Origin of the sequence: Parasphingorhabdus sp. JC815 (assembly GCF_040717415.1) — a bacterium.
Classification (GTDB): domain Bacteria; phylum Pseudomonadota; class Alphaproteobacteria; order Sphingomonadales; family Sphingomonadaceae; genus Parasphingorhabdus.
This window is the reverse complement of sequence record NZ_JBFEFM010000002.1, coordinates 302,649-325,001: the sequence shown is the minus strand read 5'-3', so window position 1 is coordinate 325,001 and position 22,353 is coordinate 302,649. Positions and strand designations below refer to the sequence as shown.

General features: G+C 52.7%; 16 protein-coding genes and 1 pseudogene. 4 read left to right on the top strand and 13 right to left on the bottom strand.

Features of this window, described 5'->3' with window-relative positions:
• The first annotated feature begins 130 nt into the window (after positions 1–130).
• The gene (locus AB1K62_RS07310) at positions 131–3,097 is read left to right on the top strand and encodes a pitrilysin family protein (RefSeq protein ID WP_367002539.1); all 2,967 of its coding nucleotides are present in this window, start codon (positions 131–133) and stop codon (positions 3,095–3,097) included.
• Positions 3,098–3,134: 37 nt separating this feature from the next.
• A complete protein-coding gene (locus AB1K62_RS07305) occupies positions 3,135–3,431 on the top strand; it encodes a hypothetical protein (protein ID WP_367002537.1) in 297 nt (98 codons plus the stop codon).
• A 113-nt stretch (positions 3,432–3,544) separates the two neighbouring features.
• On the opposite strand, the gene pal is transcribed toward AB1K62_RS07305, so the two are convergent.
• The 9 genes from pal to AB1K62_RS07260 form a co-directional block, all read right to left on the bottom strand.
• A complete protein-coding gene (gene pal, locus AB1K62_RS07300) occupies positions 3,545–4,048 on the bottom strand; it encodes a peptidoglycan-associated lipoprotein Pal (RefSeq protein ID WP_367002800.1) in 504 nt (167 codons plus the stop codon).
• Positions 4,049–4,141: 93 nt separating this feature from the next.
• Positions 4,142–5,500 (bottom strand): Tol-Pal system beta propeller repeat protein TolB, encoded by a 1,359-nt coding sequence (tolB, locus tag AB1K62_RS07295; RefSeq protein WP_367002535.1) that lies wholly within the window; start codon positions 5,498–5,500, stop codon positions 4,142–4,144.
• Between the two features lie 19 nt (positions 5,501–5,519).
• The gene (locus AB1K62_RS07290; RefSeq protein WP_367002533.1) at positions 5,520–6,266 is read right to left on the bottom strand and encodes a hypothetical protein; all 747 of its coding nucleotides are present in this window, start codon (positions 6,264–6,266) and stop codon (positions 5,520–5,522) included.
• Between the two features lie 14 nt (positions 6,267–6,280).
• Positions 6,281–6,727: a protein TolR gene (gene tolR / locus AB1K62_RS07285; RefSeq protein WP_367002531.1), complete on the bottom strand. Its 447-nt coding sequence runs from the start codon at positions 6,725–6,727 to the stop codon at positions 6,281–6,283.
• Between the two features lie 3 nt (positions 6,728–6,730).
• On the bottom strand, positions 6,731–7,429 hold the full coding sequence (tolQ, locus tag AB1K62_RS07280; RefSeq protein ID WP_367002529.1) for a protein TolQ: 699 nt from the start codon (positions 7,427–7,429) through the stop codon (positions 6,731–6,733).
• Between the two features lie 12 nt (positions 7,430–7,441).
• Positions 7,442–7,930: a YbgC/FadM family acyl-CoA thioesterase gene (locus AB1K62_RS07275; RefSeq protein WP_367002528.1), complete on the bottom strand. Its 489-nt coding sequence runs from the start codon at positions 7,928–7,930 to the stop codon at positions 7,442–7,444.
• 554 nt (positions 7,931–8,484) lie between these two features.
• Complete coding sequence (locus AB1K62_RS07270; protein ID WP_367002526.1) at positions 8,485–9,831, bottom strand: amidohydrolase; 1,347 nt, start codon at positions 9,829–9,831, stop codon at positions 8,485–8,487.
• Between the two features lie 74 nt (positions 9,832–9,905).
• Positions 9,906–10,289, bottom strand: coding sequence for a VOC family protein (locus tag AB1K62_RS07265; RefSeq protein ID WP_367002524.1), 384 nt, complete (start codon positions 10,287–10,289; stop codon positions 9,906–9,908).
• A gap of 185 nt (positions 10,290–10,474) precedes the next feature.
• The gene (locus AB1K62_RS07260) at positions 10,475–11,011 is read right to left on the bottom strand and encodes a DUF3617 domain-containing protein (protein WP_367002522.1); all 537 of its coding nucleotides are present in this window, start codon (positions 11,009–11,011) and stop codon (positions 10,475–10,477) included.
• A 157-nt stretch (positions 11,012–11,168) separates the two neighbouring features.
• Here AB1K62_RS07260 and uvrB point away from each other — a divergent pair, with 157 nt between their 5' ends.
• Positions 11,169–13,343: an excinuclease ABC subunit UvrB gene (gene uvrB / locus AB1K62_RS07255; RefSeq protein ID WP_367002799.1), complete on the top strand. Its 2,175-nt coding sequence runs from the start codon at positions 11,169–11,171 to the stop codon at positions 13,341–13,343.
• Positions 13,344–13,796: 453 nt separating this feature from the next.
• Here the strand turns inward: uvrB and AB1K62_RS07250 are convergent, their stop codons facing one another.
• Positions 13,797–14,429, bottom strand: a complete 633-nt coding sequence (locus AB1K62_RS07250) for a redoxin domain-containing protein (protein ID WP_367002520.1) — start codon at positions 14,427–14,429, stop codon at positions 13,797–13,799.
• A gap of 9 nt (positions 14,430–14,438) precedes the next feature.
• Complete coding sequence (locus AB1K62_RS07245; protein ID WP_367002518.1) at positions 14,439–16,640, bottom strand: protein-disulfide reductase DsbD domain-containing protein; 2,202 nt, start codon at positions 16,638–16,640, stop codon at positions 14,439–14,441.
• A gap of 85 nt (positions 16,641–16,725) precedes the next feature.
• Here AB1K62_RS07245 and AB1K62_RS07240 point away from each other — a divergent pair, with 85 nt between their 5' ends.
• A complete protein-coding gene (locus tag AB1K62_RS07240; protein ID WP_367002516.1) occupies positions 16,726–18,399 on the top strand; it encodes an alkaline phosphatase family protein in 1,674 nt (557 codons plus the stop codon).
• A gap of 12 nt (positions 18,400–18,411) precedes the next feature.
• On the opposite strand, the gene AB1K62_RS07235 is transcribed toward AB1K62_RS07240, so the two are convergent.
• Both AB1K62_RS07235 and metH read right to left on the bottom strand, forming a co-directional pair.
• Positions 18,412–19,440, bottom strand: coding sequence for a right-handed parallel beta-helix repeat-containing protein (locus AB1K62_RS07235; protein WP_367002515.1), 1,029 nt, complete (start codon positions 19,438–19,440; stop codon positions 18,412–18,414).
• A 128-nt stretch (positions 19,441–19,568) separates the two neighbouring features.
• Positions 19,569–22,325, bottom strand: a pseudogene (gene metH / locus AB1K62_RS07230) (methionine synthase); the annotation flags it as partial.
• Between the last annotated feature and the right edge of the window lie 28 nt (positions 22,326–22,353).

The window sequence follows — 22,353 nt, the reverse complement described above, 5'->3', positions numbered from 1 at the left end:
GGACGGTTTAGCCAATCGTAGTTTGTCGATAACGGTCCGCAGTTCGTCGAAGACCGGGCTGGACTTGCGCGACAAGCCGACATGCGCATAGTAGTTCAAATATATACTATATAGTGAAGAGGAATATTGAATGTTACGCTTTTCCCGCACGATCGCGATTGCGCTTGGCTCAACGGCCCTGAATATAGGAGCGCTTAGCCTAGCAGCTCCGGTTTATGCAGAGAAGCCTGCCGACACCCCTGTCATTGCCGAACCCGCGCCGGTTAGCGAACTGGTCGAAGCGGTCAATATTCCCTACGAGCGTTTCACCCTCGACAATGGCCTGAAAGTATTGGTGCATACCGACCGCAAAGCGCCAATCGTGGCTGTGTCGATATGGTATGGCGTGGGGTCCGCGAATGAACCTGTGGGCAAGACCGGCTATGCCCATCTGTTTGAACATATCATGTTCAACGGTTCCGAAAACGCACCGGGTGATTATTTCGAGCCGCTGCGCCAGATCGGGGCGACCGATCTGAACGGCACGACATGGCTCGATCGCACCAATTATTTTCAGACGGTTCCCAAATCCGCGCTGGAAGTCGCACTGTTCCTTGAAAGTGACCGCATGGGCCATTTGCTTGGCGCGGTAACGCAGGAAAAACTGGATAACCAGATTGGTGTTGTCTCGAACGAAAAGCGCCAGGGCGATAACCGCCCCTATGGCTTGGTCGGCTATCGTCAGACGGAGTTGCTGTTTCCCGACAAAAGCCATCCCTATGGCCATGACACCATCGGGTCGCTCGAAGATCTGGAAGCGGCATCGCTGGATGACATGAAGCAATGGTTTACCGATCATTATGGCCCTAATAATGCAATTCTTGTGCTGGCCGGTGATATTGACGCTGCGGCGGCCAAGCCGCTGGTTGAAAAATGGTTTGGCGATATTGCGCGGGGCAAGCCAATCCCTGAACTTGATCCAGCACTCCCCACGCTTGATGCGCCGGTTTATGATGTCATGAAGGACAAGGTTGCAACCACGCGGATATACCGCAACTGGGTTGTGCCGGGCTTGAATGATCCAGATTATACGCCGCTGGATGTCGGGATGACGGTGCTAGGCGGACTTGCCAGTTCGCGGCTGGACAATATCATGGTGCGCGAAGAAAAAAATGCCGTCGCGGTTTCCGCGTTTGTCTTGCCCTTTGTCCATGGCAGCCTTGTGCAGATTCAGGCAGATGTGAAACCCGGTGAAGACGCTGATATGGTCGCCAAGCGGCTGGATGAAATTATCGAAGATTTTATTCAGAACGGCCCGACGGCGGATGAAGTGCAGCGGGTTGCCACGCGTGATGCCGCAGCGCGGATAGCCGGACTGGAACAAGTCGGCGGATTTAGCGGCAAAGCAACCGCGCTGGCGCAAGGTGAGCTATATTCCGGTGATCCGGAACATTATAAAAAAGAACTTGCTCGATTGGCCTCGGCGACACCGGAGTCGGTAACGGCAGCCATGAAGAAATGGCTAACGCGGCCAGTGGTCGGTATTCGGGTCGTGCCGGGTGAGCGGGAAGCCTATCAGGAAGTGGAATCCGGTAAAGGCGCTCGCACCGGCACACTCACCGCGCCCGCATTTTACATGCAGGATGGTCAAGCGGCATCCGACACCGGGTCTGTTAATACTTCTGTTGCCGCGCCGGACCGCTCCCGTCTTCCCGAAGTCGGGGAGGTTCCCAATGTTGATTTTCCGGATGTCGAGACATCGATATTATCCAACGGCATAAAAGTATATTTTGCGCGCCGCGATGCCGTGCCGATGACGCGCGTTACTCTTTCCTTCAATGCCGGTGCGACAGCGGATCCAGCGGATAAAATCGGCCTGCATAACTTTGTTACTTCGGTGATGGAGGAAGGCACAACCAGCCTGACCTCTATTGAAATTGCCAAGCAGCAGGAACGGCTGGGTGCCAATGTTAGCGTTGGCGGTGGCCGTGACCGCACCAGTGTTTCCATGAGCACGGTGAACCCCAATCTGGATGCATCTTTGGATCTGATGGCAGATATTGTGAAAAACCCGGCGTTCAAAACAGATGATATTGAACGTATCCGTGTCCGTCAGTTAACCGCCATTGACCGCGAAGAGAGCGATCCGGGCAGTATCGCAACCAATGCCTTGCCACCGCTTCTATTCGGTGAAATGCATCCTTATGGTCGCGGACTTTCTGGCAATGGTACAAAGCAATCTGTTGCTGCAATCACCCGGGCTGATCTGGTCAGTTTCCATCAAGGCTGGATGCGTCCGGAAAATGCGACGATTTTTGCGGTTGGTAAAATTGATCGTCAGGCTCTGCTCGACAAGCTTGAGTTGCGCTTTGGTAAATGGAAAGCCAAGGGCAAGCCCGCACCGACGAAAAATTTCGATGCTGCCATTCCAGAAGCACAGGGTAAAATTGTCGTCATCCACCGCGCTAATTCTCCGCAATCGATGATCCTTGCAGGGCAGGTTCTGCCTTTCAAGGGAACGGATGATCTGTTGACGTTCAATGCCGCGAATGAGGTTTTGGGTGGCAATTTCCTGTCGCGGATCAATATGGATCTGCGTGAAACAAAAGGCTGGAGCTATGGCACCCGCAACACCGTTTTACGCGGTGAACATGATGTGCCCTATATCATCCGCGCACCTGTTCAAACCAATCAAACGGGTCCGGCGGTTGCCGCGATTCAAAAACAGATCAATGATTTTCTGGGCGACAAGGGCGTTACCGAGGCAGAGCTTATACGCACAGTCAACGGCAATGTCCGCCAATTGCCCGGCAAGTTTGAACAATCCAGCCGCGTGCTTGGACAGATGCAGGGCGACGTGATGTTCAAGCGCCCGTCAAACTATGCCGAAACCGTAGCCGACCGCTATCGGGCACTGACCACGGATGATCTTGACCGTGCCATGGCTAATGCGATTGATCCGGATGCCTTTACTTGGGTCATTGTCGGTGATGTTAACAAGATTAAAAGCCAGATAGAGACACTGGATATGCCGGTTGAATATCGCGGCTATGAAGCTGGTGACACTGATGTTAATAAGGCGGACGGTTCGGATGATTCGGCTGTCGGGGAAGACTGAGCGTTACATCAGAGCCTTGATTGAAAAGGAGAGTTAAATGTCAATAGATGGTTCATATGATTGCATTACCAAATCCCCAATGGGCGACCAGGCTTCGGTCGTGACTATTGTCACCGACGGCGACACGTTCACCGGCACAAATGAAGGTGCGATGGGGTCAATGGAGCTGGAAGACGGCAAGATTAACGGCAATGAGCTGACCTGGGTCATGAACATGACCGTGCCCATGCCGATGAAACTGGAAGGCAAAGCCACAGTAGTTGACGGCACATTGACCGGTTCTGTCAATGCCGGCGCTTTTGGTGAAATGGCAATGTCCGGCACCAAGAAATAAGCAAATTGCAGTTATGATAAAGGCCGCTGCCCAATCGGGTTAGCGGCCTTTTATGGTGCTACTTTTGATAAAAAGGGCCCAATATCATTTAATGGCCCCTTTCAACAGCAGTCTTAATCGATAACGACAGTTACAGCCCGGCGGTTCTGTGCCCATGCTGCTTCGTTGGAACCCAGTGCTTCGGGGCGTTCTTTGCCATAGCTAACGGTGGTCATACGGCCCGGGCTAACGCCCAGAGATGCGAGATAGTTTTTCGCGGCATTGGCACGGCGTTCGCCAAGAGCCAGGTTATAATCGCGTGTTCCGCGTTCGTCGGCATGGCCTTCAATCGTAATCCGCGCATTAGGATGTTGGGCAAGCCATTGGGCCTGGCTTTGTAATATGGTCTTATCTTCCGAATCGACCGTATAGCTATCCAGTTCAAACAGGATGCGGTCCGCCATTGTGTTCGCAATAAAGTCCCCTTGCGATCCGGGTGCATAGCCGGGGCCAGAGGGCGGCGGAGCGGTCGGTTCTGTTGTGCCCGCAGGCGCAGGCGGTAATTCTTCGGGCGCTTTTTTAGCGCAACCGGCAAGTACCAGACTGGAAGTGATCAATAGTGGGGTCACATATTTCAACATTATTTTGCTCCTATTTTAATATGCCCTTCTAAGCACTTATAACCTGTTTTCAGTTACTTGTCTCATATTACTTGAGTCTTTACATATCCACTACGGCAATAGCGGTCCCCATGAGGGGTCGGACCCATCAACCGGCGTAGGCAGCTTGCGTTCGTTCTGCCCCGTCAGGTCAACTTGCCAGATAGCCGTATCGCCGCTTCCGCGCGTTGTCCGGAAAAACTGGATGACCCGTCCATTGGGCGCCCATGTCGGGGCTTCGTCCTGCCAATTATTGGTCAGTAACCGCTCTGCGCCACCGCCCGGTGTCATAACGCCAATGCGGAAATTACCGGCCATTTTGGTAAAAGCGATCAAGTCGCCGCGCGGGCTCCACTCCGGGGTGGCATAGCGGCCACCGCCAAAGCTGATCCGCCGGACGTCCCCGCCATTGGCGTTCATGGTGTAAAGCTGTTGGCTACCGGAACGGTCGCTTTCAAATACAATCCGGCTGCCGTCGGGTGAAAAACTGCCGCCAATATCAATTCCCGGAGCAGTGGTCAGGCGTATCGGTTGACCGCCCTGTGCCGATACTTTGTAAATATCGGTATTTCCTGCAACGGCCATGGAATAAAGAATCCACTTGCCATCAGGCGACCAGCGCGGAGCAAATGTCGCGTTGGCGCTTTGGGTAATCAGCCGCTGTTTGCCTGTGCCGATTTCATAAATATAGATACGCGGATTGCCGTCGAGATAACTGAGATAGACGATCTTGTTATAATCGGGCGAGAAGCGCGGCGTTAAGGCAGTAGCCTGCCCATTGGTAATGAAGCGGTGATTGGCTCCGTCACTATCCATGATTGCCAGCCTTTTGCGCCGGTTTCCCTTTGGTCCGGTTTCGGCAATATAGGCGATCCGGCTATCAAAGAACGGCGACTCCCCGGTCAGGCGGCCATATATGCTATCGGCGCATTTATGCGCTGCCCGCCGCCAGTCACGCGGTTCCACGATAAAGCCCTGACGGGTCAGTTCGGTCTGGAGAGCGACATCATAAAGATAACAGCCGACGGTCAGATTGCCGTCACCATTGCTACGGACAAATCCCTGAACCAGAGCTGAGGCGCCGGTTCCGCTCCAATATGGAAATTGCGGCGTGGTCACTTCGTTAAAGCTGATCGAGCGGACCTGATTACGTCCCAGCGGTTTGAACAAGCCGCTTGAACGCAAGTCACCGGCAATAACGTCACTGATTTTATTGCCCAGTTCAGCGGTTGTGCCAGCCGCTGTTTCTGTGCTTTGCGGTGTCGGCAGAGCAGGCACGGCGATGGTCAACTGGTCGGCGCCAACATTGTCAACATCGACAGTTAACTGGGCTTGTGCCGCACCGCTCAATCCGGCCAGACCAAACAATCCAGCCAGAAACGTAAAAGCATGAAACCGCAATCTAATGCGTCGGGGATGCGCTATAGCCATGTTATTCTCCTATGTGCTCTTATATACCAAGATAGAGGACAGGTTCTATGACCTCCCACTGGCTGTAATATTTCTCGGGAAAGGTCGTATATGGGGCAGCGAGTTTGACTGCAGCAATCGCGCGTTCCTTGTGGACACCGGCCTGTGAACGGTTGCTTGCGTTGACCCCGGTGGTGGTGGCTGTCGGTGTGCCGATAATATTGCCGTTGCGATCGAGCCGGGCCGTAACTTTGGTCCGTAACAGCTCGGCATCCGCGCCGGTCGGGGGTTGCCAGTGCCGCTTGATTTGACGGTATAGTTCCTGCTGCAAAGAGGCCACAACACTCGCTGACGCCTTTTCGCCAGTCGCTTCCTGGGTGCGGCTAACCGATGCTTTATCGGTAATTCCTTTAAGGAAATCCTTGCCCAGACGTGATCCTTTTGGTTTGGGCTTTTCTTCGGGTGCAGCCTTTGGCTTGGGGTCGGGCGCGGGTTTTGCGCGGGTCGGTTCGACCTGTGGTGCGGGGGTCAGTTTTTCCGGCTCCGGCTCGTTCATGTCTTGGGGATCGGGATCACCCATTTCCGGTGCTATGCTGGTCGCAGGGGGCATTATCGCCGGATTGGGGGACGCGCTTTCCAAGCCAATCTCGTCAGCGATCGTCACGTCGATGGTTTTGGGTTTGAAAGCATCATCCGGCTGCGACAACAAGCTGAGCGATAGCATGGCAAACAGGGCCATATGCCCAGCAGCAGCCACTCCCAAGCCAATTTTTTCAGCCTTCTCCATACAGCCAATACTTCCTAGTTTGACTCAGATGAACCTGTAGTGACTAATGACACCCGGTTTAGTCCGGCCCGGTTCAGTTCGCCCATAACCGCCATAATCAGCCCGTAATCAAGGGTTTTGTCACCGCGCAGCATAATCTGGCGCGGATCACCGGCATCCTGATTGGCGGCAATTTCATTCAATCGCATGGCAAGGACATCGCGGTCCATTTCTTCATCATCAAGATAGATCTGCCCTTGCTGGTTGATCGAAATCTGCACCGGCTCCTGATCCTGTTCCAGAGCATTGGCGCGGCTTTCGGGCAGGTCCACGGGCACACCTGTTACCAATAGTGGCGCCGTCACCATGAAGATAATTAAAAGCACCAGCATGACATCAACAAAAGGCGTGACGTTAATTTCCGACATCGGCGCGCGGCCATGATTGCGCCGGCGATGGCCGGGAGAAAGGTTCATCGCCATGGGTTAATTCCCCAATTCCAGCTTGCGGCTTAATGTTGCGTGAAATCCGTCGGCAAAGCGGCCCATACGCGCTTCCATCTTGTTCAGACGGTGGGAAAAACGGTTATAGGCGATAACCGCCGGAATTGCGGCAAAAAGACCGATTGCAGTGGCAAAGAGCGCCTCGGCAATGCCCGGAGCAACCACGGCCAGCGAGCTGTTCTGTTCCGCGGCAATAGCAGAAAAGCTGCGCATAATGCCCCAGACCGTACCGAACAGGCCGACAAATGGAGCAACGCTGCCGACTGTGGCGAGGAAATTCAGACGATCAGCCAGCATATCCACTTCATGGGTGATCGTGGCATGCATTGCGGTAGCCAGACGTTGGCGCGTGCCATCGCGGTCAATCGGGCCGCGAGCCGTAGAACGCCGCCATTCGCGCATGCCTTCAAACAGGACTTTCGCCATCGGGAGGCTGGATTTTGCATGATCGTCATAAAATTTATCGATATTGTCGGATTTGGAAAATAATTCCTCAAAACGGTCGGTTTTCTTGCCGATACGTCCAATTTTCATCGCAAAGCTGACAATGATGGTCCATGTCCAGATACTGGCGAATAACAGGCCGATCATCACCGCCTTGACGATGATATCTGCCTGCAAGAACAGGGCAAATGGTGAAAACTCGCCGGATGCTGCGTGGATAGAGAGACTGTCTAACAAAGTATAATCCTTTTAGTCGGGTTCCGTATCAATTGCATCCACCATGACCGCAGCAAATGCTTTCGTCCACACATCCGGCTGCCGCCTTGGTCGCCCGGCAGGGGTAAGGAAGGCCGCCTGAACACGGGCTGACGTTATCCTGTCATCCCCGCGCATGATCGTCTGTTCTATTTCGACACTGGCTTTACGCAGCTTTTTCACGGTGCTGATGACGACCAGATTATCCTGAAATCTGGCCGGTGCAATATATTTTATATGCAAATCGACCACGGCATAAGCACCGTCACCTGCTTCGAATGCAGCGCGTTGATCTATGCCAAGCTGGTGCAGCATATCGGACCGCGCCCGTTCCATGAATTTCAGATAGGCCGCGTGATAGACAATGCCGGAAAAATCCGTGTCTTCATAATAGATGCGACAGGCAAAATAATGATTATGGTCGTGAAAGGCGCCGTCATGCGGCGTTATATCAGACGGAATATTGTGCGTGCTATCCATCATCAGGATATTAGTCTTTTGTTTTCAAAGCGAAAGCGGGAAACTTTCAATCTGGCGCATTTTTGAGTCTTTTTAGCCGTTAGGAAGGATTATTCCCAAAGTCCATCGGACAGGGTTCTGCCCGTTTCCAGCAGGCTTTTAAGGTTGCTGAGAACCGCTGGCCAGCCATCACGCACATCTGTGTCCATATAGGAGCATGTCAAGATTTGTGCAGCTTTGTCTGACCCGTTGGGCGCGATGGAGGGGCGGAGCAGACAGGATTTGACGGCAATGCGCTTTCCTACATGGGGCGCAGCGGTTATATTTGCCGCGGTTCTTTCTCAGCTTTGAATATTCCCGTGCTTAGCTGCATTTCTCCCTGAACTTCGGGAAAAACCATGTGTGAATTGTGTGAACTTTGGCCAGAGATTACACCTTTGAAACAGGTCAAAAGATGGGCGTGCAAACAGTGTATTCCATAGGGCATAGAGCGCAACAAATGGCGCGTTACAGGAGTATCGCTATCGCGTGCATAGGGTCGCGACCTGAGCTTTGGAAAGACCGTCAGCTATCGCGGCTCATTCTGTTTTGGGAGCAAGCAGGTCCAAAGCCGCTGCGGTCATTGCCTCTGTGCCCAGTGTCACGGATTCTCTGGGCGAAACCTTGAAAAACGGCGAATGATGGGACGGCACCGGCGGCCCACCCGCTTCTGCTGCATCAAAAGCCGATTGCGGAGTGCCACCGACCGCGAAATAGACGCCCGGCACATCGGTATTGGGGGCGACAAAATAGGCAAAATCCTCTGCGCCCATGCCCTCGCGCGGCTGCTCGTGAAAAACATCGGACCCAAAACGCTCTGAAAACAGGGTTTTGATCCGGCCTGTCAGGGCGGAGTCGTTATAAGTCGCTGGTGTCCGTTCCTGCGATATTGTGACCGTGGGCAGCTTGTCTTCGGGCAAGCCGTTCATTCTGCCGACATTTTCCGAAATGCGTTTAATGCCTTCGAGCAGTTTTTCTCGGGTTTCCTGATCATCGGAACGAACGGTAAGCTGCATCTCTGCCTTGTCGGAAATAATATTATGTTTGAAGCCGCTGTGGAATGACCCGACCGTAACCACAGCAGGGTTCAGCGGTGCAATCTCGCGGCTGACCAGGGTTTGCAAATTCATGATGATCTGTGCGCCCATAACAACGGGATCTTTACCCCGATGCGGTGATGCACCATGTGCGCCAACGCCGTGCACAGTGATGTCCACGCTGTCGGAGGAGGAAGAACTGATCCCCTCTCTCAACGCCAGTTTGCCGGTCGGCGTGTCAGCCGAGACATGGAAAGCCATGGCATAATCCGGTTTGGGAAAGCGGGTATAAAGCCCGTCATCCATCATCAGCTTTGCTCCGCCAATACGTTCTTCGGCGGGTTGGGCGATGAGAACAACCGTCCCGCGCCACTGGTCCTTCATAGCCGACAGGCGGCGCGCCGTTCCGATCAACGAGGTGATATGCACATCATGGCCACACGCGTGCATGACCGGCTTCTCCTGACCATCAATGCTAACCTGTCTGGCAGTGGACATATAGTCCAGTCCGCTATCCTCGACCAAGGGCAGCCCGTCCATATCCGCGCGCAGCATCAATGTCGGGCCATCGCCATTTTCCATGACTGCGACTACACCGGTGCCGCCGACTTTTTCGGTAACATCCCAACCAACCGCGCGCCATTCCCTGGCCATGATAGCAGCGGTCCGTGTTTCCTTGTAAGACAGTTCCGGGTTGCGGTGGAAATCGAGAAACAATGCTTCGAGCTTGTTATCATAATCTGCCGCAACAGACTTGCCGAGATCGGTGTTCGATCCCGTTTGGGCCAATGCAGGTTGTATGGATGCCAACATGCTGCCAGTGGCCAAAGCCAATAAAAAATGTTTCACGATTTCCCCCAAATTACTGTGCTTCATGCGAGGAAGATGACCATTGGCGATACGACCCCGCGTTTTAACAAAGCCTATCCGCCAAGGTTAAATTTGCAAGCGCAGAGTTTATTGCCATCAAGATCGCGGAAATATGCGCCGTAAAATACATCGGGTGCGCGCCAGCCCGGTGCGCCTTCGTCGGTAGCGCCGATTTCCAGTGCTTTGGCATGGAGCGCGTCAATCTGGTCTGTGTCTTCAAAGGCCAGAGCGACCATTGTGCCATTGCCGAAGCAGGCTTCATTGCCGTCATAAGGATTGGTGATACAGATCATCGGCTGACCAGGCTTTCTGCCGTAAAATTGCCCGCCCAACGGAGTCTGGAACAGCTTTTTAATATCCGTCCCTTCAAAAAGCTTGTCGTAAAACTCCACGGCTTTATCTTTATCGTTGGTACCGAGCATTGTGTAAGCGATCATCCGGTGTTCTCTCCTGTTATTGATTCGGTTTCGGAGTAAAACCTATCACCGATAAAAAGAGATGCAATGGCTTAACCAATGCCGGAACGGTCATAATCTGCACATAAAAAACGGAGCAAAGGCATTTGGCCCTTGCTCCGTTCGATAATTCTGCCGGAAAGTTTATGCTATCCCGGTTAAGGCCATTATCCTGCGGGGCATGCGCCGATCCGCTTGCCATTGCTTTTGGCAGTGATGTCCATTTTCATGCCGGCAGCGCCACCATTCATTTTCAGAGTCATGTCATAGCTGCTGGGGCCATATTGACCGTCCATTTTCATCGTCATTTTGCCCGGTGCACCTTCATCGGTGCAAGACATTTCCGACGAGATCGCACCGCCGCTCATGTCAAATTTCTTGACTTCGCAATTTGTCTCTTTCTGAGCAGCAAAAAACTCTGCACCGGGGTCTTTGGCCTGCTCTTCGGTGATGCAGGATTTGCTGACCGTTGTAGTTTTCATGCGGTCCATCATATTTGCAGGCGCACCTTTGGGCAGGCCTTCGATATTTACGTCAGTGATTTCAACTGTATTTTCCCACTCACCGGGTTCAAGAGTGACTTCGTTCATCACCTTTGCAACTTCATCTGCGCTGATATTTCCATCATTGTCGGCATCTGCTGAATTACTGGAGCAACTTGCCATTAATGCCGAAGCGGCAACGGCTAAAACAATCTTGTTCACTGGGATTTTCCTTGTGTAATTACTGACCCGGAAAGGGTCATAAGGCGATTATTCCAATTTGTAAAATTGTGAAGGAGAAGAAATTTGTTCGCGCAGCGTCAGATTCAAAAGAAATGGGGATGACACTGGAGCGGTTAAGTCCCATATTCTTTACATGGTGCAACTGATTATCAGAGAAGGCTTGGCGGAGCCGCAAACCGATGAAACTTTTATCCCGCACAAGCCGGTCAGACCCGAAAAATCAGAAGGCGGCAAGGCTTTTGAACTGGTCAGCGAGTTTGAGCCGTCCGGCGATCAGCCTGAGGCGATAAAGGAACTGGTCGAAGGCGTGCAGGCCGACGAGCTGGATCAGGTGCTTTTGGGTGTTACCGGATCGGGCAAGACTTTTACCATGGCCAAAATCATCGAGGCGACACAGCGTCCGGCCCTGATATTAGCCCCGAACAAGATTCTGGCAGCGCAGCTATACGGTGAATTCAAAAGCTTTTTCCCGAATAATGCTGTCGAATATTTTGTCAGCTATTATGATTATTACCAGCCCGAAGCCTATGTCGCCCGGTCCGATACCTATATTGAGAAGGAAAGCTCGGTAAACGAAGCGATTGACCGGATGCGTCACAGCGCGACCCGTGCGCTGCTGGAACGGGATGATGTTATCATCGTTGCGTCTGTTTCCTGTCTATATGGTATCGGGTCGGTCGAAACCTATTCTGCGATGACCTTTGATCTTAAAAAAGAACAGACGGTGGACCAGCGGGATATCATTAGAAAACTCGTCTCCTTGCAATATAAGCGCAATGATCATGCTTTCGCACGCGGCAATTTTCGGGTGCGCGGTGACAATCTTGAGATATTTCCGTCGCATTATGAAGATACAGCATGGCGGATATCCTTTTTCGGGGACGAGATCGAAGAAATTGTCGAATTTGATCCATTAACGGGTAAAAAAGCGGCGAGTCTTGACCGCATCCGGATATACGCAAATTCGCACCATGTTACGCCGGGTCCGACGATGAAACAGGCGATGGAAGCCATTAAGCTGGAACTTTCCGTGCGTCTTAAAGAGTTGGAGGCGGAAGGAAAATTGCTGGAACATCAGCGGCTCGAGCAGCGGACCAACTTTGATCTTGAGATGATTGCAGCGACCGGTAGCTGTGCGGGTATTGAAAATTACTCCCGCTTTCTTACTGGCCGTATGCCGGGCGAGCCGCCGCCGACCTTGTTTGAATATCTACCGGATAACGCCCTGTTATTTGTCGATGAAAGCCATCAAACAGTGCCGCAAATCGGCGCGATGTCAAAAGGCGATCACCGACGCAAGATAACCTTGGCGGAATATGGTTTCCGCTTGCCAAGCTGTATCGATAACCGCCCGCTACGCTTCAATGAGTGGGACGCCATGCGCCCCCAGACGATCAGTGTATCGGCCACCCCAGGCACTTGGGAGATGGAGCAGACCAGTGGCGTGTTCGCCGAACAGGTGATCCGCCCCACCGGACTGATTGATCCGCCGGTCGAGATCAAGCCGATTGAGGATCAGGTCGATGATTTGATTAACGAATGTAAAAAAGTGGCGCAGCAGGGGTATCGAACGCTGGTCACGACGCTGACCAAACGTATGGCCGAAGATTTGACAGAATTCCTGCATGAGGCAGGGCTGAAAGTCCGTTATATGCATAGCGATGTCGAAACGCTGGAACGGATTGAACTGATCCGCGATTTGCGCCTTGGCGTTTATGATGTTCTGGTCGGGATCAACCTGCTCCGTGAGGGGCTGGATATTCCCGAGTGTGGACTGGTTGCGATATTGGATGCGGACAAGGAAGGGTTTTTGCGGTCAGAAACCTCGCTCATTCAAACGATAGGCCGGGCTGCGCGTAATGTGGACGGACGAGTGATACTCTATGCAGACCGGATTACTGGTTCGATGGAACGCGCTTTGAACGAAACAGAACGACGGCGCGAAAAACAGAAAGAATATAACAAGCTGCACGGTATCACACCGACAACTATCAAGAAGAATATCGGTGACATTGTCGGTCATGTTGCAAGCAAGGATCAGGTTACCGTGCCGATTGATGATGACACCCAGCATCTTGTCGGTCACAATCTACGCAGTCATATTGAAAGCCTTGAAAAGCGCATGCGTGACGCAGCTGCCGATCTGGAATTTGAAGAAGCCGGGCGGCTACGCGATGAAATTCGTAAACTTGAGGCTGATGAACTGGGCCTGCCTGCCGACCTGCAACTGGCCAAGCCAAAAGGCCGGGCGACCGAGGGAAAACCGGGCACTCGCAAATTGAGCTATGGCCGGACTCAGAAGAAATTCTGAGCCGCTTTTATAAGAGTGTCCATGGGTATTCTGCGTTATTTTGCGGCAGATTTTATTCCCTTATCGAGTGAGAAATTGACGCTTGGCACGAATCAAATCAGCGCTGATATTTATGCAGGTCGGGTTTTTCGAGAGGCATGACCGGCATTGTCAATTATATTACAAAAAATTGTAATATAATATCAATGCGATGCGTGAATCTGCGATAGTTCCTAATGCATTTCCTATTTTGCTAGGATAGGAGAGTTTACATAAACAGTTCAGCCGGGGAGCTGACGCGGATAGCTGTGAATCCGGCCACAAAGATGGCATGATATCATTGGCACCATAAAGTTTGATTGGACGAGGCACCAGTTTGTTCGGCGGCGGCATAGGGTCGCATGCTGCCGGAGCAAAGGCAGGGGCAAGTTTGGTTATTTATCAAGCTTGCTCCTGATCCTTTGGCATACCCATCTAATTGGCATATTTGACCGAACAACCATAAGGGCGAGCTTCACGAACACTCACATTTTTACCGGCCTTTAACTCGGTCAATGCCGCACTGACGTGGTTGCGCGCTGTCTTTATATCGGCTTTGTCCGCAGTTGGTTTGTCGTCAATTCCGCCCTGATAGACCAGTTTTCCGGTGGTATCGACGATATACATATGCGGCGTTGTTCTGGCAGCATAGGCTTTCCCGACCACACCTTTAGCATCCAACAGATAATAGTTGGATTTCATGCCCTGTTGCTTGAAAAGTTTCTGGGCTTCCATGCCGGTCATATGGCCTTGTTTGCCTTTGGCGCCGCTGTTGATGGTCAGCCAGATTACACCTTGTTTTCGCGCTGCACTTTGGGTCGCTTGCATGTTCCCGCTATCATAATGTTTGGCCACAAAGGGACATCCCGGATTATGCCATTCCATGACGACGGGCTTTCCCCGAAAGCTGGAAAGCTGCACCGTTTTGCCATACATATCGGTCAGTTTGAAATCCTGGGCCATGGCGCCGGTTTTTTGGGCTGCGGCCAATGGCATGGCCATGCCAAAGGCGGCAACTACGACCAGGGAGGTGATTGATTTACAAGCCATGGGGAGTAACCTTTCCATATCGGCGCCTTATGCAACCAGTTCGGTCAATGTACTGACGGTGAGAATCTGCGGTAATATAACCGGATCTTTGCCCGGTGCATAATAGAGGTAAAGCGGCACTCCGGCACGGCCATGTTTTTCAAGGAAATTGCTGATCGTCGGGTCAGCCCGGGTCCAATCGCCCATGAGTACGGCGACATTGGCCGCCGCAAAAGCATCTGCGGTTTCCTGCCGTTGGATGGCAGCGGCCTCATTTGCCTTACAGGTAATGCACCAGTCGGCAGTGAAATAGGCAAAAACAGGTCTGTTGTCCGAGCGCAACTGGGCCAATGTTGCCTCGCTAAACGGTTCGCTTGCCAAAGTGGCTGCGGACGCATTGGGCATTTTGCGGCTGTCCATCGCGTCCTCACCCGGTAAGAATAGCACGCCGCCAATAATCGCAGCGATCAATGCGCCCGTGCTAACAACTCCGCGCGACAATCCTTTTGCCTGACCGCCGCCCAACCACCATAAAATTAATGCGGCACACAGCAGGAAGATCAGCGATAGCGCCAAACCATCCGTACCAATTTGTCGTCCAAGCAACCATATCAGTCCAATTGCAGTCAGAAACATCGGAACGGCCATGGCTTTGCGAAACCCGTCCAGCCATGGCCCCGGCTTGGGCAAGCGACTGCGGATGGCCGGGACAAAAGCGATGAGCAGGAACGGCAAGGCAAGGCCAACCCCTAAACCGGCAAAAATGATGAGCGCGGCAGCGGGCGGGAGCACGATCGTCGCACCCAAAGCAGCCGCCATAAAAGGTCCGGTGCACGGCGTCGCGACAAAGGCGGCCAGAGCGCCAGTCCAGAAAGAACCTGCCGCTCCGTCTTTTTGAGCGAGCCGGTTGCCGAAATTGACATTGGGAAGCTCAAACAGACCGGCAAGGTTAAACCCGATAGCGGTTACAAGCGCAAGCAAGACAAAGATGATACGGGGGTCCTGTAATTGAAAGGCCCATCCGACAGCAGCTCCGCTTGCGCGCAGAGCCAGCAGCAACCCGCCCAATGCGGCGGCAACCAGAACAACTCCGGCAGTATAGGCCAGCGCATCACGGCGAACCACGGCTTCATCGCCTCCTGCTTTGGCAAGGCTGATGGCTTTCAGGCTGAGTATCGGGAATACACAGGGCATCAGGTTGAGCAGCAACCCACCAATAATCGCGCCGCCAAGCGCTATAAAAAGGAGCGTTGCGGTTGACCGCGCGCCAAATTGAGCGTTTGATTGGCCGCCGCCATCAGTAAAATTTCCGCTATCATCTCCTGTGCTTATCGGAACACCGGACATTTCAACATCGCCCGCGGACGCATCAAGCGAAAGCCCGGTATCCGGTCCGATTTTCAGAACGCCGGATATGGCTTTCAGCGCATCACCACGCGCCGCCGTTTCAATGATCAGCCTGTCACCATCACGATTGACCTTTTGCGGCGAGGCATAATCGACAATTCCGTCTTCCTTTATAAAGAAATAGGGCGTTTCAATGTCCAGACTGGCGGGAACAGGCACAGATAACCGGAACAGATCATCTTTGACCATGAAGGTCGCGGGGTTTCCGAGCGGGCGGGGCAGAGCATTGCGATAGTGGTTAAAAGCATCATTTTGCGCGATTACAGCATCTTTTCCGCCAGCCTGTTCCACGACTTGCAAGGTGATCGAAAGTTCATCCTGTTCGGGCACACAGACTTCATCGGTGCAGGCCAGCCATGCGGATTTTACCGATATGGGAAGCGGCCCCGGCTTTATAGTATCCGGCAAGGACAGATTGACGAGGACCGCATAATCGCCCTCGTAAATATAGTTCATAATACCGGAAATCAGCAGCCTATCCGGAACAGGATATCGCGCGGTTCCGGCTGTCACGCCGTCAGGCAGTGTCCAGTCAAAGCTCATCCCGATACCGGCATCACCAGGATTTTCCCAATAGCCATGCCATGTGGGTTTTGGCGTCATCACAAAGGCGAGGGTAACCTGCTGTCCGGCTTGAACCTTCTGTGTCTCCGCGACCAGTTTGGCGGGTACGTTGAGTTCGCGTTTGCCGTTAAGCTGTGCATTGGCAGGACTTAAGGCCGGGCCCATAGCTGGGGCCAGGCCGATCAGCGCAGCAAATAGCAGCGCAGTCGTCATAGCCAGTAACATGGTTTTGGCCTTCTGGAGTGACCGGGCGATCATAGTATAATGTGCGGATGTCATAAAAAATTTTACCATTTTATCTATGGGCTGATAGTCTACCCAAAACTACTTTGCTTTAGCGACTATATATCATGAGGGGGTATTCGTGCACGCCATTAAATATATTACAGCTTTCTTGGCTTTTCTCGCATTGCCCGTATCGGCCAATGCCGAAGGTCAGGACGAAAAGAAACCCGTCAGGCCGAAGCTGGTTGTCGCCATTTCAGTGGACCAGTTCTCCGCCAATCTGTTCAGTGAATATCGTAGCAGTTTTACGGATGGATTAAAGCGGCTGTCCGGCGGCGCGGTTTTTCCCTCCGGTTATCAATCCCATGCTGCGACGGAAACCTGCCCTGGCCATGCGACCATCATGACCGGTGTCCATGCGGGCCGCGCCGGAATTATCGCCAATAACTGGATCGACTTAGATGCCAAGCGTGAGGACAAGACCATTTATTGCGCGGAGGACGAGCGGATAGAAGGCACCAGCTTTGGTAGCATCACTGCGCCGACGCAAGGTGATTATATTGCCTCGGCGTGGCATTTGCTGGTGCCGACACTGGGGGATCGGTTGAAGAAAATTTCACCCGATTCGCGCAATGTCGCGGTGTCGGGCAAAGATCGCGGAGCGTTGATGATGGGCGGTCATGATGTGGATGCGATCTACTGGTGGAAGGGCAAGGGGTTTACCACACTGAATGGCCGGGCCATTTCTCCGGCTATTGGTGCACTGAACAGTGGGATCGCTGCCAAGATTGACAAGGCGCGCGCGCCCTATGCCATTCCGTCGCGTTGCACGGCGCGAAACCGCGCTATAGCGGTGAAAGGTGGCCAGTCGGTTGGTAATTATGCATTTCAGCGGCCAGAGGGAGCCAGCCGAATTTTCCGTGCCTCTCCCGATTTTGACGGCGTGACGGTTAATGCCGCGCTGGCACTTGTCCAGTCGATGAAGCTGGGGCAGGGCGAGGCGGTGGATATCCTGTCACTGAGCCTGTCCGCAACCGATTATATCGGTCATGCCTTTGGTACAGGCGGCGTTGAAATGTGTATTCAGATGAATGAGCTGGACCGCAATCTGGGGATATTGTTTCGTGCGCTGGATACGCAGAATATCGACTATATCGCGATGCTAACCTCCGACCATGGGGGCCACGATTTGCCGGAACGGTTGCAAGAGCAGGGTCTACCGCAGGCGCAGAGGATTGATCCAAAGTTGAACGCTAAACATATCGGCGCGCAGATACGCAAAACACTGGCACTGCCGGGGGAAGAGCCTTTGCTTCATGCCGATAGTCCCTTCGGTGACTATTATCTCAGCCTATCGCTTGATGCACAGACCAAAGCTAAAGTGAAAGCCGAAGCGATGAAGCTACTAACCAACCACCCCCAAGTCCATGCCGTGCTGGACGGCGCTATTCTGGCCGCAATGCCAATGCCGCAAGGGCCAGTGGAAGAATGGACCATTGCCGAGCGGGCGCGGGCTTCATATCATGCGGACCGTTCAGGCGATTTTATTGTCTTGCTGAACAAAGCGGTCACGCCAATTGCGAATAGCGGGCTGGGCTATGTTGCTACCCATGGCAGCCCGTGGGAATATGACCGCCGTGTGCCAATGCTATTCTGGCACAAGGGGATTACCCATTTTGAGCAGCCTTCCTCGGTAAAGACGGTAGATATTGCGCCGACATTGGCGGCGTTGATCGGTGTGGATATTCCCGCCGATGAAACGGATGGCCGCTGTCTGGATATTGATGGCGGGGCGGGGAATAGCTGTGACTAGATCCAAAAAGACCTATCGCCGTTCGTAGCGGGTCAATCCGTGGCTTAGCCGGTTATTCGCTATCCGCATTCCGTCACCGCTCCAATCCGCTACGAACCATGTTCTGCGCTCTACTCCCTTCGCCAGCGATGCGCTGTTGGAATGGATATTGAGATTGGATGAGCTATGCTTTTTCCCTTCGGCAGCAATGGCGATAAAGGCGCTGTAATTTTCCTTGTTCTGACCCTGCACAAAGATATTTCTGCTAATCTCTCCAGAGGCGCCAGAGGGCAGATCAATCATGTAATTGGTCGCCCGTCCGTGCGTGTCATCAAAGCTGTTATTGGTCACGGTGATACGTGGCGCACGACTTTTGATATAATGGCCGCCTGATCCCTTCTCAAAGCGGGAGCGGGTTACTTTTAACGACCCATAATCACCGACGTAAATGCTGTGAGCACAGGATAATCCCCGGTCACACCGGCCCAGCCGCTGAAATGTCGAGCGCTCGATAGTGATATGGCCATTGGTATCATCGGCGGTTAGCAAGCCTTGCTCGCTATTACGAAATAGCGCGTTGGTAACAGTCAGATTACCGCGTTCCAGGCGAATACCTGCGCCATTGCCATCGGGTACGCGCAGATTTTGAAAGACTATACCATCCACCACCGCAGATCGCCCGCGCAAAACCAGCGTCGCTTTACCTTCGCAAATGGCGCCATCAAAAACCGCTTTGCCGGGGATGGCAGAGCGATAGGTGATCTGGCCTTGTGTCTGGACAGCGCATTGATGGTAAGATCCCGGAGCAATGATAATGGTGCCGCTTTTTGCGCCAATGGCTGCAACAGCGTTCGCCAGTTTTTGAAAAGCCTGATCCTGTCCCGCAACCGTAAACGGTGGCTTGTTTTTGTTTTTAGCAGCTTGATTTACAGATGAATTTTGTGCCTGCACTTCGGGCATGGTGGTAATAGCAGCAATGGCGACAACGGGCGCAATAAATAGCGGGATCGAAAACTTCACCTGATAAGCTCCTGAAAGGCAGTTTTTCTTAGGATTGCTCATATAAGCCTCCCGAAATGCAAAACAATGCCAAGGATCACCTTGTCCCACTGTGTGTCACCACAAGAGCAAGCCGTTAAACCATCAAGCCTCTCTCGATAGCATCAATTCCAATTTAACAATATCCGGTTTTATTCGTTCAGATTGGGCCGCAACCATTGCCGTGCCTGATCCAGCGAGACACCGCGACGCGCGGCATAATCCTCCACTTGATCTTCACCGATACGGGCAACGCCGAAATATTCGGCCTGCGGATGTCCGAAATAAAATCCGGATACAGCGGCGGTTGGAGTCATCGCAAATCCGTCAGTCAATTCGAGTCCGGTATGAGCAGTCGCATCCAGCGCATCGAATAATAGCGGTTTCAAACTGTGATCCGGGCAAGCAGGATAGCCGGGGGCAGGGCGGATACCCTGATATTCCTCCTTAATAAGGGCTTGATTATCCAGGTTTTCATCCGGGGCATAGCCCCAGAGGTCCTTGCGGACATGCTGGTGCATCCTTTCAGCAAAGGCTTCGGCCAGCCGGTCCGCCAAAGCCTTTACCAATATACTGTTATAATCATCCTTGTCCGCTTGAAAACGGGCGACATGTTCCTCAATACCGTGACCGGCCGTGACCGCAAAGCCGCCAATCCAGTCATCCGCAGTATCTATAAAATCGGCAAGACAATTGTTGGTTTTCCCTGTCCGCTTGCTCACCTGTTGACGGAGCATGGGGAGGCGGGTTTCGGCCTTTCCGTCAAGGATAAGGCCGGGATCGAGGGAGGCTAAGTCATTTGAGTTATGACCGACTCCAATCCCTCCATTAATCGGAAGATGTTTGAACAATATGTCATCGCCATCGCGCCGTGCAGGCCACAATCCAGCGACACCTTTGGCGGTCAGCCATTTCTCTTCAATGATCCGGTCGAGCATCTCTTGCGCGTCTTTGAACAGATCGCTGGCGCTTTCTCCAACCACTTGGTCGGTGAGGATAGACGGATATGTTCCGGCCAGTTCCCAAGCACGGAAAAAAGGTGTCCAGTCGATATATTCACGCAGATTCGCTATGTCCCAGTCATCATAGACATGAAGCCCCGGTTTCTTTGGCGCAGGTGGTTTCTGGCTCATATCAACCTCGCGTCCGTTTTCACGGGCCTCGTCAATAGGTGTCAGTTTCTTTGCAGTCTTGCCAGCCCTGGCTATCCGGACCTGTTCATAATCTTCGCGGGTTTGGGCGATAAAGCCTTCTGCTTGTGTATCGCTGACGAGCTGTGACGCTACACCAACGGCGCGGCTGGCATCCAGCACATATATGGTCGGACCGGAATAAGCTGGCTCAATACGTAAAGCGGTATGCGCTTTGGATGTGGTCGCACCGCCGATCAGCAGTGGTATAGTCATTTTGGCGCGTTCCATTTCTTCGGAAACGGTGACCATTTCATCCAGCGATGGCGTTATCAGACCGGATAATCCGATCATGTCGGCATCATTTTCATTCGCGGCTTTCAAAATCTCTGTCCATGGCACCATGACGCCCAGATCAATGACTTCAAATCCATTGCATTGCAGCACGACACCGACGATATTCTTTCCAATATCATGCACATCGCCTTTGACCGTCGCCATGACAATCTTGCCTTTGCCTTTCGCACTTTCGTCCTTTTCCGCCTCAATAAAAGGGAAAAGATGTGCGACAGCTTTTTTCATGACACGCGCAGATTTTACCACTTGCGGCAAGAACATCTTCCCCGACCCGAACAGGTCGCCGACAACGTTCATCCCGCCCATCAACGGACCTTCGATAACCTCAATCGGGCGGCCACCGGCGTTGTAAATCGCAAGACGTGCTTCCTCGGTATCCTCGATAATATGCGCGTCAATGCCTTTTACTAACGCATGTTCCAGTCGCTTGACTACATCATAGCCCCGCCATTCTGCAGCCGCCTTTTCCGACGCTTTGTCTGTGCCGCGAAATTTTTCAGCTAAAGTGATCAGCCGGTCCGTTGCATCGTCCCGTCGGTCCAACACTACATCTTCGCAATGTTCACGGAGTTCCGGATCTATGTCATCATAAATGTCAAGCTGGCCCGCGTTGACAATGGCCATATCCATGCCTGCCGGTATGGCGTGATACAAGAACACACTATGCATTGCGCGGCGCACTGGCTCATTGCCACGAAAACTGAACGACAGATTAGACAATCCACCGGAAATATGGACATGCGGACAGCGTTTTTTAATTTCTGCCGTCGCTTCAATGAAATCTAGGCCATAGCGACGATGTTCCTCAATGCCGGTTGCTACCGCAAACACATTGGGATCAAAAATAATATCTTCGGGCGGATAGCCGATACCGGTTAACAGATCATAGGCACGAACGCATATTTCGACCTTGCGCTCTTTCGTGTCGGCCTGTCCGGTTTCGTCAAAGGCCATGACGACAACCGCTGCGCCATAAGCCAAGCATTTGCGTGCATATTTCAGGAATTCCTCTTCGCCTTCTTTCATCGAGATGGAATTGACAATGGGTTTCCCCGATACGCATTTCAGACCCGCTTCGATGACTGACCATTTGGAACTGTCAATCATCACTGGTACGCGAGCAATGTCGGGTTCGGCAGAGATGAGCTTAAGGAAAGTCGTCATCGCATGCTCGGAATCAAGCAGACCTTCATCCATGTTTACATCAATAATCTGGGCACCATTTTCAACCTGTTGACGCGCTACTTCTACTGCGGCCTGGTAATCGTCATTGAGGATGAGTTTTTTGAATCGTGCAGAGCCGGTGATATTGGTGCGCTCACCGATATTGACAAATTGTGCGGAAGAAGGCGTTGATGTCATTTTTTGTTCCGTTAGCCCTTGGACGAAGGACGTTTCTGTTTCGGGATATATTCGGACTGAAGAGCGTGGCTTGACAGGTACACCACTA